Origin of the sequence: Saccharothrix australiensis (genome assembly GCF_003634935.1) — a bacterium.
Taxonomy (GTDB): domain Bacteria; phylum Actinomycetota; class Actinomycetes; order Mycobacteriales; family Pseudonocardiaceae; genus Actinosynnema; species Actinosynnema australiense.
Genome location: NZ_RBXO01000001.1, coordinates 2,809,593 through 2,822,826 on the forward strand (window position 1 = coordinate 2,809,593; position 13,234 = coordinate 2,822,826).

Consider the following 13,234-nt stretch of genomic DNA (forward strand, 5'->3'; position numbering starts at 1 on the left):
ATGCCGGGTCAGGTGTTGGTGACGGGCGGCGCGTCCGGGTTGGGCGCGGCCGTCGTGCACGCCGTCCACGAGGCGGGCGGGCGACCGCTGGTGCTGGACAAGGCCGCGCCGACGTCCGACGAGGTGGCCGACTTCGAGTCGGTCGACCTCGGCGACGCCAGGGCGGCCGAGCAGGCGGTCCGGGCGATCGTCGAGCGCAACGGCGGCCTGCGGGCCGTGGTGACGGCGGCCGGGACGGACGCGTGCGGCCGGCTCGACGAGGTGCCCGCGACCGACTGGGACCGCGTCGTGCTGGTGAACCTGCTCGGCACGGCCGCCGTGGTGCGCGCCGCGCTGCCGCACCTCGACGGCGGCCGGGTGGTGACGATCGCGTCCACGCTCGGCCTCAAGGCGGTGAGCGACGCGACGGCCTACTGCGCCTCCAAGTTCGGCGTCGTCGGCTTCACGCGTGCGCTGGCGGCCGAGACGGCGGGCCGCGTCGGCGTGACGCTGGTGGTGCCCGGCGGGATGCGCACGCGCTTCTTCGACGACCGGGCCGAGCAGTACCGGCCGCCGGACGACAGCAAGCTCAACCCGCCGGAGCACGTCGCCGACGCGATCCTGTTCGCGCTGCGGCAGCCGGCCGGGTGCGAGCTGCGCGAGCTGGTCGTGGCGCACAGCGAGGAGGGGTCGTGGCCGTAGCCTCCCGCCTGGACACCGGGCGGGTGTTCGCGAAGGTCCTGCTGCCGACGCTGGGCAAGGGCGTCATCGTGCGCCGCCGCTGGGCGATGGCGATGGCCGAGAAGGCCCAGTCGGACGCGGTCGCGGTGGCCACCGTGGCGGAGCTGCGCGAGCGCTACGGCCCCGCACCGCTGCGGCTGCGGGTCACCGGGCGCAGCGTCGCCCTGGTGCTCGACCCGGCCGACGTCGGTCGGCTGCTGGCCTGGTCACCGGAGCCGTTCGCCCTGGCCACCAGGGAGAAGCGGGCGGCGCTGAACCACTTCCAGCCGCACGGGGTGCTGGCGTCGCGCGGCCCGGAGCGCGAGCGGCGCAGGCGGTTCAACGAGCTGGCGCTGCGACCGGAGAAGGTCGACGTCGAGCCCGTGGTGCTGGACGAGGCGGACCTGCTGGCCCGTCACGTCGCCAGTGCCGGCGTGCTCACCTGGGACGACTTCACGCAGGCGTGGTGGCGCGCGGTGCGGCGGATCGTGCTCGGCTCCGGCGCGCGGTCCGACGTCGCGCTGATCGACGACCTGAAGGCGCTGCGGCAGGACGCGAACTGGGCCTACCTGCACCGGCGCCGGCACCGGCTGCGGGAGCGGTTCGAGCGGCGGCTGCTGGAGCACCTGGAGCGCGGCGAGTCGGGCAGCCTCGCCGCGGTGGCGTCACCGGACGAGCTGCTCGGGCAGGTGCCGCACTGGCTGTTCGCGTTCGACGCGGCGGGCATCGTCACCATGCGGGCGCTGGCGCTGGGCGGCGTCGGCGTGGAGGGCGTGCTGGAGTCGGCGCGGCTGTGGCCGACCACGCCGGTGATCCTGCGGGAGAGCACCCGGCCGACCCGGTGGCGCGGCACGTGGCTGCCGGCGGGCACCACGTTCATCGTGTTCACGCCGTACTTCCACCGGCGGTTCGGCGACGGGTACCGGCCGGAGCTGTGGCCGACGGACGAACCGTCGCTGGTGCCGTTCAGCGGTGGTCCCGGCGTGTGCCCCGGGCGCGACCTGGTGCTGGTCGGCGCCGGGCTGATGCTCGACGCGCTGCGCCCGCACCTGGACGTGCCGACCGTCCACCCGCCGCTGCCCGCGACGCTGGACCACTTCGCGCTGCGGCTGCCCGCCACCCGGAAGTAGGGCTCGGGTTTGGCGGCGTCGGGGCAGTGGCACCCGGGGCGCATGGACCACTCACAGGCGCCGGTGCTCGACGCGATCGCCGAGTACCGGCGACGCGGGCACGTCCCGTTCCTCCCGCCAGGCCACAAGCAGGGCCGGGGCGTCGACCGGCGGGTGCTGGACGTGCTGGGCGAGGACGTGTTCCGGTCGGACGTCATCGTCATGAACGGCTTGGACGACCGCATGACGAGCGGCGGCGTCGTGCCGCGCGCCGAGCGGCTGATGGCCGACGCGGTGGACGCCGACCAGGCGTTCTTCTCCACGTGCGGCAGCTCGCTGTCGGTCAAGGCGTGCATCATCACCGTGGCGCGGCCGGGGCAGCGCATCCTGGTGTCCCGCAACGCGCACAAGTCGGTGATCGCCGGCGTGATCATCAGCGGCGTCGAGCCGGTCTGGGTCCACCCCCGGTGGGACGCGCACTGGCAGTGGGCCTACCCGCCGTCACCGGAGGACGTGGCGGAGGGCTTCTCGCGCGCGCCGGACGCGGCCGGGATGCTGCTGATCACGCCGACCGACTACGGGACGTGCGCGGCGATCGGGGCGGCGGCGGACGTGTGCCACCGGCACGGCAAGCCGCTGGTCGTGGACGAGGCGTGGGGCGCGCACCTGCCGTTCCACCCCGACCTGCCGTCCTGGGCGATGGACGCGGGCGCGGACCTGTGCGTGACCAGCGTGCACAAGATGGGCGCGGGCCTGGAGCAGGGCTCGGTCTACCACCTGCGCGGCGACCGGGTCGACCCCGAGCTGCTGAAGCTGCGCGCGGACCTGCTGGACACCACCAGCCCGTCCGCCCTGGTCTACGCCGGGCTGGACGGGTGGCGGCGGCAGATGGTCGAGCGCGGCGAGGAGCTGCTGGGCGAGGCGCTGCGGCTGGACCGGTCGATCCGGGACCGGCTGCGCGACGTGGTCACGGTGGTGGAGCGGGAGCACGTCGTGAGCCCCGACCGGGCCGACGACCACGACCCGCTCAAGATCATCCTGGACCTGGCGGAACTGGGCATCTCCGGCTACACCGCGAACCAGTGGCTGCGCGCGCACCACCGGGTCGACGTCGGGCTGTCCGACCACCGGCGGATCGCCGCCCAGATCACCGTGGCCGACGACGAGCGGACGGCGTCGCGACTGGTCACGGCGGTGACCGACCTCGTCGCGCACGTCGGCGACCTGCCGCGGGCCAAGCCGGTGGACGTGCCCGCGCCCGGCGAGCTGGAGCTGGAGCAGGCGATGCTGCCCCGCGACGCGCACTTCGCCGACGCCGGGCACGTGCCCGCGCGGGAGGCCGTCGGCCGCATCTGCGCCGAGACGCTGAGCCCCTACCCGCCGGGCGTGCCCGCCGCGCTGCCGGGCGAGGTGATCACCCAGGCGGTGGTGGACTACCTGCTCAGCGGCCGGGACGCGGGCATGTACCTACCGGACCCGACCGACCCTTCGCTGTCCACCATCCGGGTGGTTGACCGCGCACGCTGACGGGTATACGACCCGGATGAGCGAGGCCGAGCTGTCCGACCAGCGCCGACTCGCGCGCAACCTCAGCGAGCTGTTGCAGGAGCTGCGGGTGGCGCAGGGCGGCGTGCAGATCCTCTTCGGCTTCCTCCTGTCGATCGCCTTCACCGAGCGCTACTCGCAGGCCGACCTCTACGTGCGGGTGACCCACCTGGGCACGATCCTCTTCGCGGCGGGCGCGGTGGCGCTGCTCACCGCGCCCGCCGCGTGGCACCGCATCCTGTTCCGCCGCGGCAGGCGGGAGGACATCATCGCGGTGGCGAACCGGTTCGCGGTGGTCGGCATGGCCTGCCTGGCGTTCGCCATGACCGGGACCATCCTGCTGCTGGCGGAGATCGTCGTCGGCGGCTGGCCGTCGATCGCGATGGGCGTGCTGGCGGCCCTCGTGTTCGGCACCCTGTGGTTCCTCCTGCCGTGGCGGGAGCGCCACCAGGACGACGTCGACGCCGAGCGCGACGACCTGGACTGAACCGACCCGAGCGCGGGCCCCCGCCCCGCGCTCGGCGGGACGGGAGCGGTGTGGGCGCGGTGGTCAGGAGATCGTGACCGTGGTCTCGTCCAGGTAGTAGTCGATGACGAAGGGGTAGGTCGAGGCGATCTTCACGGCCTGGCCGACGCAGACGGTGCCGTCGGCGGCCGGCGTCACCTGGTTGTGCTTGAAGTAGTAGCCGTACCAGCCCGGCCCGCCGGTGTGGCTGGTCGGGGCGATGTCGTGGAAGCCGTCCCAGCCGCTGCCGCCCAGGACCGGGTCGGTGACGCAGTCCGCGCCGACGTGGGCCTGCACCCGGTTCAGGCCGCCGGCGCCTGCGTCGCCGGTGTCCTCGCTGTACAGCGACAGCGTCAGCGCCACCTGCACGGGGTCGGTGGTCCCGGCGTCGAACCGGCGTTCGATCCAGAGCAGCCCGCAGTCGTGGGTGCCGTCGGCCCGGAAGTTCACGCTGTGCGTGCCGTCCTTGGCCCGGTCGTCCGAGTGCACGACCTCCGACGCGTGCGGGGAGCACTCCGGCGTGCCGGTGTCCTGGTCGGTCTTGGGCGTCCAGCCCTGTAACCCGTCCTCGTAGCTGTACTGGTACTCGGCGAGCGGCGCGTTCGCGCCGGCGGACGCCGTGGCCGGCGCGAACGCGGCGATCACCGCGATCACCAGCGCACCGGCGCGGGCGAGAGCGTATCGAGCGCGGTTCTCCTGTTTCACCAACACTCCTCAACCGATTGACGATCGTTCGCCACCGACCGGACGATCAGCGGCCGGATCAAGTTCTAGTGGTGTCGGAGGGTGCTGGGCAGGGCGCCGGGTGCAGAGTTCGGTGTCCGGTCGGGCAGATGGCACGCGGACCGGCCGGACAGCGGGAGCGCCGGTCGGGCAGCCGCGGCGGCCGGGTCCGGGTGGTCAGCCCGAGACGTCGGTCCGGTCGTGCGGCGCGCCGACCGGCTTGGACTCCGAGGAGCCGCGCTGTCGCAGGTAGACGCTGAAGATGGCCATCGACCCGATCGCCAGGAACTCCGACTGCCAGTTCTGTAGCGAGCGGTTCCAGAAGTCGGCCGACAGCACGTACTCCCACCACGACACGGTGTCCTGGAAGTCGATCAGGCGGTCGTTGTTGTACGCGCTGCGCCCGGCGATCGACTGCGTCAGCCACGAGCCGAGGAACAGCCCGAGCATCACCAGGCCGAGCGAGTTGGAGTACAGCTTCGTGCGCCACCCGCCCGCGCGGGCCCACGGCGGCGACTCCGGTCGGGCGTGCGGCCCGAGGTGCTGCTGCTCGTCGGACTCGGGGCCGAGCCGGTCGGCGGGCTTGGACTCGTTGGAGCCGCGCTGCATCAGCCACACGGTCGCGAAGATGAACAGGAAGAACTGGAGGTACTCGGACTGCCAGTTCTCCGCGACGTCGACCGCGAAGTCCGACGAGGTCACGTACTGCCACAGGCCGACCGGGTCGCCGCCGTCCACCAGCCGCCGGTCGTTGAGCGACGCGTTGCCCGAGAACGCCTGGCCCACCAGGGACAGCAGGAACAGCAGTCCGAACGTGAGGCTGAGGCCGTTGTCCCACAGGAACCTCTTCACAGCCCCACCAGCCCGATGGCGCAGAAGCACACCAGCAGGCCCACCGCGCCGAGCAGGTAGGCGTAGAACATCCCGCGCTGCGTCAAGGACCACCCACCTCGCACGTGTAGGGGCGGTCGGGCACCGGGTCGCACCCCGCGCCCGAGACCCGCCAGCCGGCCGAGACCTCCCGCAGGAACAGCGTGTCGGAGCTGGTGCGCACGCGGGCGGCGTCGCCCCACACCTCCACGTCGAGCACCTCGCCGTCGCCGGGCACGTCCACGGTGGAGCAGTCGTCGACGCCCTCCCGCGCCCGCTCGGTCAGCAGCGCGCACATCCGCGCCGGGTCGCCCGCCGACGCCGCGGACACGAACTCCTCCGCGACGTGGCGGGCGAGGTCGCCGGTGCCCGATCCGCACCCGCCGACCAGCAGCGCGGCGGCGAGTGCAGCCCATGGCCGGACCATGATCGGACCATAGCCCCTCACGGCTTCAGCAGCACCTTGACCGCGTTGTCGCGCTTCTGCTGGAAGATCTCGTACGCGTGCGGCGCCTCGCTCAGCGGCAGGTGGTGGGTGGCGAACTCCTCGGTGCCCAGCGGGTCGTCGTCGCCGAGCAGCGGCAGGATGTCCGGCACCCAGCGCAACACGTTCGCCTGCCCCATGCGCAGCTGGATCTGCTTGTCGAACATCGTCAGCATCGGCAGCGGGTCGGCCATGCCGCCGTACACCCCGACGACCGAGATCGTCCCGCCGCGCCGGACGACCTCGATCGCCAGCCGCAGCGCGTGCAGCCGGTCCACGCCCGCGGTCTTCATGAACCGCGCGGCGAGCGCGTCCGGCAGCAGCCCGACGGCCTGGTGCGCCATCTTCGCCACCGGCGCGCCGTGCGCCTCCATGCCCACCGCGTCGATCACGGCGTCCGGCCCGCGCCCGTCGGTCAGGTCCCGGATGTGGTCCACCAGGTGGCTGTCCCGGACGTCGAGCACCGTCACGCCGCGTGCCCGCGCCCGTGCCATGCGCTCGGGCACCAGGTCGACGCCGATGACCGTGCTCGCGCCGCGGTGCCGGGCGACGCGGCACGCCATGTCGCCGATCGGGCCCAGTCCCAGCACGACCACGCTGCCCTCGCCGACACCCGCGTACTCGACGGCCTGCCACGCGGTGGGCAGCACGTCGGACAGGTAGACGAACCGGTCGTCCGGCGGGCCGTCGGGGACCTTGATGGGCAGCGTGTTCCCGAACGGCACGCGCAGGAACTCGGCCTGCCCGCCGGGTACCTGCCCGTACAGCTTGCTGTAGCCGAACGCCGCCGCACCCGAGCCCTGGTCGCGCACCTGGGTGGTCTCGCACTGCGACTGGAGGCCCTGCCCGCACATGAAGCAGGACCCGCACGAGACGTTGAACGGGACGACCACCCGGTCGCCGGGTTGGAGCGCGGTGACGTGCGAGCCGACCTCCTCGACCACGCCCATCGGCTCGTGGCCGAGGATGTCCCCCACGTCGATGAACGGGCCCAGCACCTCGTAGAGGTGCAGGTCGGAACCGCAGATGCCGGTCGAGGTGATGCGCACGATGACGTCCGTCGGCTCCTCGAGCACCGGGTCGGGCACTTCGTCCACGCGGACTTCGCGCCTGCCGTGCCAGGTGACGGCCTTCATGTGGGTCTCCCTTCGTCCTCCGGGGCGTTCCCGGCGTGGGGGCGGGCAAACTCGTCCGGACGGCCCAAGGGCGCGTGTCGCGGTCCCGCGCCGGGGTATCCGGCGGGCATGGGCACTCCACTTCCACAGGACCGCAGGGGCGCGCCGCAGCGCGCCGTGGTGACCGGGGCCGACTCCGGCATCGGCAAGGCCATCGCGGTGGCCTTGGCGGGCGGCGGCGTCGACGTCGGCATCACCTACCACGAGGACTTCGACGGGGCACAGCACACCGCGGAGCAGGTCCGCGGGCTCGGCGTCGGCGCGGCGGTGCGCCGGCTCGACCTGACCGACCTGCCCACGGCCGCCGCCGCGGTCGACGAGCTGGCCGGCGAGCTGGGCGGCGTCGACGTGCTGGTGAACTGCGCGGGCACCGGGACCGCCACCAAGGCGATGGACATGGACTTCGACACCTGGCGCGGCGTGCTGGCGGTCAACCTGGACGGCGCGTTCCTGTGCGCGCAGCGGGCGGCCAGGCACATGATCGAGGCGGGCAAGGGCGGGCGGATCATCAACATCACGTCCGTGCACGAGCACGCGCCGCGCGTGGGCGCGGCCCCGTACTGCGCGTCGAAGGCCGGGCTGGGCGCGCTCACCAAGGTGTTGGCGCTGGAACTGGCGGAGCACGACATCACCGTCAACTCCGTCGCCCCCGGTGAGATCTCCACGCCCATGACGGGCCAGGAGGACGTCGACCCGCGCACCCAGCCCCGCCCCGGCTACCCGCTGGGTCGCCCCGGCCACGCGAAGGAGGTCGCGGCGGTGGTGGCGTTCCTGGCCACCCCTGCGGCCGGCTACGTGACCGGGGCGTCGTTCGTCGTGGACGGCGGGATGCTGCTGATGGGCCCGCAGGCGTCCGGGCTGCTCACCGACTCGACGTGGCGCGAGCCCTAGTCTTCTTGCGGTTCGCCTTGTCGATCGCCTCGACCAGCTCCTGCTTGGTCATGGTCGACCGGCCGGGCACGTCCAGCTTCTTCGCCAGCTCGTACAGGTGCTTCTTGTCGGCGTTGGCGTCCACCCCGCCCGCCGTGCGCCCCCGCGCGGGCGTGCTGCGGGCGGCCTGCTTGTCCGACGGTCCCTTGTGGTCCTTGGGCTCCCAGTGGTCGCCGACCTTCTCGAACGAGTGCTTGAGGGCGGCGTACGCGGTGCGGTGCGAGCGCTGGCCCTCGCCGTAGGACTCGACGGCCGAGTCGTGCGCCTTGATCCACGTGCGTTGCGCCTTCTTCGACGACCGCGCCACCGTGCTGGGCAGCTCCTCGCGTCCGGGCATGGTTCCTCCTCGGTGTTTCGGCTGGGGGCCGGGGGTACCCGGTCGGCATGACCGACATGCGCGCCCTCGACGTCCACAGCCCCCTCGACGGCCGACTGGTCGGCTGGTTGCCCGTCGCGTCGGAGGAGGACCTGGCGCGCGCGCTGCGCACCGCCCGCGCCGCGCAGCCGGGCTGGGCCGCGACACCGGCCGCCGAGCGGGGCGCGGCGCTGCGCGCGGCGGCGACCGCGGTGCGCGCGCACGCGGGCGAGCTGGCCAACCTCGTGGAGTCCGAGACCGGCCGCCCGTTCGACTCCGCGCAGGAGGGCGTGCTGGCCGGCGCGTCGACCCTGGAGCAGTACGCCGAGCTGGGCCCGGTCCACCGGGGGCGGTCGCTGCTGGGCTCGTGGGACGCGACCGACCTGATGGTGCCCGAGCCGCGCGGCGTGGTGGTGGCGCTGACGCCGTGGAACGACCCGGTGGCGGTGGCGTGCGGACTGCTGGGCGCGGCGCTGGTCACCGGGAACACAGTGGTGCACAAGGCGAGCGAGCGCTGCCCGCACGTGGGGATGCTGCTCGGCCAGCTGCTGGGGCCGGAGTTCCCGGACGGGGTGTTGCAGAGCGTGACCGGTGACGGGCCGGTGGGCGCGCGGCTGGCGGCGGACCGCGACGTGGACGTGGTCGCGCACGTCGGCGGCACCGCCACGGGCCGGTCGATCGCCGCCGCGACGGCCGCCACGGGCGCGAAGGCGCTGCTGGAGAACGGCGGCAACGACCCGCTGGTGGTGGACTCCGACGTGGACCCGGTGTGGGCGGCGGAGCAGGCCGCGCTGGGCGCCTTCACCAACGCCGGGCAGCTGTGCACGTCGGTGGAGCGGATCTACGTCCACGAGGCGGTGGCCGAGGAGTTCGTGGCGGCCCTGTGCAAGGCCGCCCGCGACTGGACGCCGCAGCCGCTGGTCGACGTGCGGCACCGGGCGCACGTGCACGCCCACGTGACCGAGGCGGAGGCGGCCGGCGCGTCGGTGCTGACCGGCGGTGTCGTGCCGGACGGCGGCGGGGCGTTCTACCCGGCGACGGTGCTGGAGGGGTGCGCGCCCGACCTGCGGGTGATGCGCGAGGAGACGTTCGGCCCGGTCGCGCCGGTGCGGGTGGTGGCGTCCTTCGAGCAGGGGCTGGCCGAGGCGGCGGACGACGAGCACGGGCTCGCGGCCACGGTGCTGACCGCGTCGATGACCCACGCCCAGCAGGCGTGGCGGCGGCTGCCGGTGGGCACGGTGAAGGTCAACGCGGTCTTCGGCGGCGCGCCCGGCGGCGCGGCCCAGCCGCGCCGGCTGTCCGGCACGGGGTTCGGGTACGGCCCGGAGCTGCTCGACGAGATGACCACCACGAAGGTGGTGCACGTCGCTCAGATCCAGCCCTCTTCCCAGGCGAGGCGCGCGGCTTCGTAGCGGGTGCGCACGCCGAGCTTGGTCATCGCGGAGGACAGGTAGTTGCGCACCGTGCCGGCGGCCAGGTGCGCTTCGCGGGCGATGGCGCTGACGGTGCCGCCGCGCAGGGCGTGCCGCAGCACGTCCAGCTCGCGGGCGGTGAGCGGGCACGCGTCCTCGGTCAGGGCGGCGGCGGCGATCTCCGAGTCCACGTAACGCCGACCGCCGTGCACGTCCCGCAGGATGGAGGCGAGCTTGGTCGCGGGCGTCGTCTTCGGCACGAACCCGCGCACACCGGCGCTGAGGGCGCGGCGCAGCACGCCGGGCCGCGCGTGCCGCGTGACGATGACGACCGCGACGCCCGCCAGGTCCCGCACGGCCTCGGCCGCGAGCACGCCGTCGCGCACCGGCATCTCCAGGTCGAACACCGCGATGTCGGGCCGGTGGGCGCGCACCGCGGCGACGGCCGCGTCGCCGTCGCTGACCTGGGCGACCACCGACAGGTCGTCCTCCAGTTCGAGCAGCGCGGCCAGCGCGCCCCGGATCAGGTCCTCGTCGTCGGCGAGCACGACCCGGATGCCGGCGGCCACCGGCGCACCGGTCACGACCGCACCAGCCCGAGCAGCGCGAACCCGTCCGGCCCGTCCGCGCCGACCTCGATCCGCCCGCCCACGGTGGCGAACCGCTCCCGCAGCCCCGCCAGCCCCGCGCCGTGCTCGCCGGCGTCCTCCGGCCGCACCCCGTCGTTGCTCAGCCGCACGCTCACCTGCCGGTCGCGCACGCTGATGTCGACGGCGCACCGCCGCGCCAGGCTGTGCCGCAGCACGTTCGTCGTGCCCTCCCGCACCAGCGCGCCGAACAGCGGCTGCAACGGCGGCGGCACGTCCGAGGCGTCCCCGGTCACCGCCGTCTCGATGCCCGCCGCGCGCAGCACGCCGACCGCGTTGGCGATCTCCGTGCCGAGGCTGGCCCGCCGGTAGCCCTGCACGACCTCGCGGGTCTCCCGCAGCGCCGTCCTGGCCAGCTCGGCGACCTCGTCCGCGTGCCCGCGCGCCGCCGCGTCGTCCCGGCCGATCAACCGCGAGATCAGCTCGCCCTTCAACGCGATCGCCTGGAGGTGGTGGCCCTGGATGTCGTGCAGGTCGGCCGCGAACCGCAGCCGCTCCTCGGCCACGGCCAGCGCCTCGGCGGTCTGCCGCGCCCGGTCCAGGCGCAGCACCGCGTCCCAGAACCACAGCTGCGCCAGGTCGGCGAACACGAACGCGTTCATCAGCACGGCGGGCAGCACCAGCGATTCGACCGCGTTCGACGACCACAGCGCGCCGCCGGTGAGCAGCGCCGCGACCGTGCCGCCCGTCACGACCACCCACCGCGCGCCGGTCGGCCGGCTGGACACGACGTGCGCGACCACCGCCGCCGGCAGCAGGTACCACACCATCGGCACGGGGCTGTTCACGGCGGCCAGCGCGAGCGCGCCGAGCGCCACCGCGAACGTCGCCAGGTGCTCACCGGTCCGCCGCCCGCCGCGCCCCACCCCGTGCATGGCCTGCCGCAGGTACCGGGTGTGCTGGACGCCGACCACCGCGACGGCCACCGCGAGCGGCACCGCGAACCACCCGTACCGCCCGGTGGACAGGTCGAACGCGGTGATGCCGACGACCATCGCGCCCGCGCCGAGCACCGACCACCAGGTCCAGCGCCGGAGGGTGTTGAGCTGTGTCACGGCACGAATCTACGAGCCGGGCGTCCCCGGCGTCTGCTGACATCTGTCACATCGACCGGTGCGCGACGGCACTGACCCCGGCCGCCGGCCACCGCGAGCATGGGACCATGCGGAATCCGGTGATCGACGTGGCGGGGCTGCGCTGCCGCTACGGTGACTTCGAGGCGGTGCGCGGCATCGACCTCCAGGTGCACGAGGGCGAGCTGTTCGCGCTGCTGGGCACCAACGGCGCGGGCAAGACCACCGTGCTGGAGACCTTGGAGGGACTGCGCGCGCCCAGCGCTGGCCGGGTGCGGGTGCTGGGCGTGGACCCGAGCCGCGACCGGGCCGCGATCCGGGCGCGCACCGGCGTCATGCTCCAGGACAGCGGGTTCCCGGCCGAGCTGACGGTGGCCGAGATGGCCCGCCTGTGGCGGCGCGGCGACCACGCCGACGCGCTGGAGCGGCTCGACCTCGCCCACCGGCGGGACGTGCGGATCAAGCAGCTGTCCGGCGGCGAGCGGCGGCGGCTGGACCTGCTGCTGGCCGTGCTGGGCGAGCCCGAGCTGCTGTTCCTGGACGAGCCGACCACCGGCCTCGACCCGGAGTCCCGGCAGCGCACCTGGGACGTCGTGCGCGACCTGCTGGCCGGGGGCACGACCGTCCTGCTCACCACGCACTACCTGGAGGAGGCCGAGTCGCTGGCGCACCGGCTGGCGATCATGCACGAGGGCGTGGTCGCGGAGTCCGGCGCGCTGGTGGACGTGCTGGCCGCCCACCCGGCCCGGATCTCGTTCGACCTGCCCGACCGGCTCGACGTGAGCGCGCTGCCGATGCTGTCCGGCGACGTGGTGCACGTGCCGTCGGGCCGGGTGGACATCCGCACCCGGCAGCTCCAGGACGACCTGGACGTGCTGCTGTCCTGGGCCCGCCGCGACGGCCTCGCGCTCGGCAGGCTGCGCGCGCACCACGCGTCGCTGGAGGACGTCTTCCACGCGGCCCGTGCGGGCCGGGGGGTGATCGCCGCGTGATCGCCGCACTGGGACTGGCGGAGCTGAAGCTCCTGCTGCGCAACCGCACCGCCGCGAGCCTCGCGATCGTCATGCCGCTGCTGATGGGCGGCTACTTCACGCTGGCGCTGGGCGACGACGGGTGGCCGGTGGCCATCATGCTGGCCCTGGTGTGCGTCCTGGGCTTCACCGTCTACGTGACGACGACGTCCTCGCTGGCGTCGCGCCGGCAGACCCTCTACCTCAAGCGCCTGCGCACGGGCGCGGCGTCGGACTCCGTGGTGCTGACCGGGATACTGCTGCCCGCGGTGCTGCTGGCGCTGGTCCAGGTGGTGCTGCTGCTGGCCGTCGGCCTGGTGGCGGGCGCGCCGCTGCCCGCCCGGCCGGAGCTGCTGGCCCTGGCCGTGGTGGGCGGGGCGGCGATGTGCTGCGCGGCGGGCGTGGCCACCAGCGGCGTCACGTCGACCGCCGAGCTGGCCCAGATCACCACGGGGCCGTTCTTCTTCGTCCTGGTGGGCGGCGGGCTGTGGGCGCTGAACTCGACCGACGTCCGCGCCCTGCTGGTGCCCGGCGGCGGCATGGCCGACCTCGTGGCCGCCGCCTGGGGCGCCGGGGGCCGGCCCGGCCTGGCCGCCCTGTCCCTGCTCGCCTGGACGGCCGTCGGCTGCGCGCTGTCGTTCCGGGTGTTCCGCTGGGACGCCCGGACCTGACGCCGGGGAGTTCCGGTGCCCGGAGC

General features: G+C 74.1%; 15 protein-coding genes. 8 read left to right on the forward strand and 7 right to left on the reverse strand.

What is annotated here, in order from left to right:
• The 4 genes from C8E97_RS13035 to C8E97_RS13050 are packed head-to-tail and all read left to right on the forward strand — an operon-like array spanning nucleotide 1 to nucleotide 3,840.
• Entirely contained in the window at nucleotides 1–681 is a 681-nt protein-coding gene (locus C8E97_RS13035; RefSeq protein WP_121005146.1) for an SDR family oxidoreductase, read from the forward strand.
• On the forward strand, nucleotides 672–1,829 hold the full coding sequence (locus C8E97_RS13040) for a cytochrome P450 family protein (protein WP_121005149.1): 1,158 nt from the start codon (nucleotides 672–674) through the stop codon (nucleotides 1,827–1,829). Before C8E97_RS13035 ends, C8E97_RS13040 begins: the two co-directional genes overlap by 10 nt.
• A 42-nt stretch (nucleotides 1,830–1,871) precedes the next feature.
• The gene (locus tag C8E97_RS13045; RefSeq protein ID WP_121005152.1) at nucleotides 1,872–3,335 is read left to right on the forward strand and encodes an aminotransferase class I/II-fold pyridoxal phosphate-dependent enzyme; all 1,464 of its coding nucleotides are present in this window, start codon (nucleotides 1,872–1,874) and stop codon (nucleotides 3,333–3,335) included.
• 16 nt (nucleotides 3,336–3,351) lie between these two features.
• The gene (locus C8E97_RS13050) at nucleotides 3,352–3,840 is read left to right on the forward strand and encodes a DUF6328 family protein (RefSeq protein WP_121005156.1); all 489 of its coding nucleotides are present in this window, start codon (nucleotides 3,352–3,354) and stop codon (nucleotides 3,838–3,840) included.
• A gap of 63 nt (nucleotides 3,841–3,903) precedes the next feature.
• Here C8E97_RS13050 and C8E97_RS13055 read toward each other — a convergent pair whose 3' ends face one another.
• From C8E97_RS13055 to C8E97_RS13070, 4 genes are all read right to left on the reverse strand, one after another.
• Complete coding sequence (locus C8E97_RS13055; protein ID WP_147455089.1) at nucleotides 3,904–4,563, reverse strand: hypothetical protein; 660 nt, start codon at nucleotides 4,561–4,563, stop codon at nucleotides 3,904–3,906.
• A 195-nt stretch (nucleotides 4,564–4,758) separates the two neighbouring features.
• On the reverse strand, nucleotides 4,759–5,433 hold the full coding sequence (locus tag C8E97_RS13060; RefSeq protein ID WP_121005162.1) for a DUF6766 family protein: 675 nt from the start codon (nucleotides 5,431–5,433) through the stop codon (nucleotides 4,759–4,761).
• Nucleotides 5,434–5,515: 82 nt separating this feature from the next.
• Nucleotides 5,516–5,878 (reverse strand): hypothetical protein, encoded by a 363-nt coding sequence (locus C8E97_RS13065; RefSeq protein ID WP_121005165.1) that lies wholly within the window; start codon nucleotides 5,876–5,878, stop codon nucleotides 5,516–5,518.
• Nucleotides 5,879–5,895: 17 nt separating this feature from the next.
• A complete protein-coding gene (locus C8E97_RS13070; protein WP_121005168.1) occupies nucleotides 5,896–7,071 on the reverse strand; it encodes a zinc-dependent alcohol dehydrogenase in 1,176 nt (391 codons plus the stop codon).
• A 108-nt stretch (nucleotides 7,072–7,179) separates the two neighbouring features.
• Between C8E97_RS13070 and C8E97_RS13075 the strand changes: the two genes are divergently transcribed.
• Nucleotides 7,180–8,001, forward strand: coding sequence for an SDR family oxidoreductase (locus tag C8E97_RS13075; RefSeq protein ID WP_121005171.1), 822 nt, complete (start codon nucleotides 7,180–7,182; stop codon nucleotides 7,999–8,001).
• Here the strand turns inward: C8E97_RS13075 and C8E97_RS13080 are convergent.
• Nucleotides 7,973–8,377, reverse strand: a complete 405-nt coding sequence (locus C8E97_RS13080; protein WP_121005174.1) for a ChaB family protein — start codon at nucleotides 8,375–8,377, stop codon at nucleotides 7,973–7,975. The genes C8E97_RS13075 and C8E97_RS13080 overlap by 29 nt on opposite strands.
• A gap of 47 nt (nucleotides 8,378–8,424) precedes the next feature.
• On the opposite strand from C8E97_RS13080, the gene C8E97_RS13085 reads away from it, so the two are divergent.
• Entirely contained in the window at nucleotides 8,425–9,807 is a 1,383-nt protein-coding gene (locus C8E97_RS13085; RefSeq protein ID WP_121005177.1) for an aldehyde dehydrogenase family protein, read from the forward strand.
• On the opposite strand, the gene C8E97_RS13090 is transcribed toward C8E97_RS13085, so the two are convergent.
• Nucleotides 9,765–10,391 (reverse strand): response regulator transcription factor, encoded by a 627-nt coding sequence (locus tag C8E97_RS13090; protein WP_425470512.1) that lies wholly within the window; start codon nucleotides 10,389–10,391, stop codon nucleotides 9,765–9,767. The genes C8E97_RS13085 and C8E97_RS13090 overlap by 43 nt on opposite strands.
• A complete protein-coding gene (locus tag C8E97_RS13095; RefSeq protein ID WP_246018855.1) occupies nucleotides 10,388–11,509 on the reverse strand; it encodes a sensor histidine kinase in 1,122 nt (373 codons plus the stop codon). The genes C8E97_RS13090 and C8E97_RS13095 overlap by 4 nt, the downstream gene beginning before the upstream one ends.
• 107 nt (nucleotides 11,510–11,616) lie before the next feature.
• On the opposite strand from C8E97_RS13095, the gene C8E97_RS13100 reads away from it, so the two are divergent.
• Complete coding sequence (locus C8E97_RS13100; RefSeq protein ID WP_121005180.1) at nucleotides 11,617–12,519, forward strand: ABC transporter ATP-binding protein; 903 nt, start codon at nucleotides 11,617–11,619, stop codon at nucleotides 12,517–12,519.
• The gene (locus tag C8E97_RS13105) at nucleotides 12,516–13,208 is read left to right on the forward strand and encodes an ABC transporter permease (RefSeq protein ID WP_170211788.1); all 693 of its coding nucleotides are present in this window, start codon (nucleotides 12,516–12,518) and stop codon (nucleotides 13,206–13,208) included. Before C8E97_RS13100 ends, C8E97_RS13105 begins: the two co-directional genes overlap by 4 nt.
• Nucleotides 13,209–13,234 lie beyond the last annotated feature (26 nt).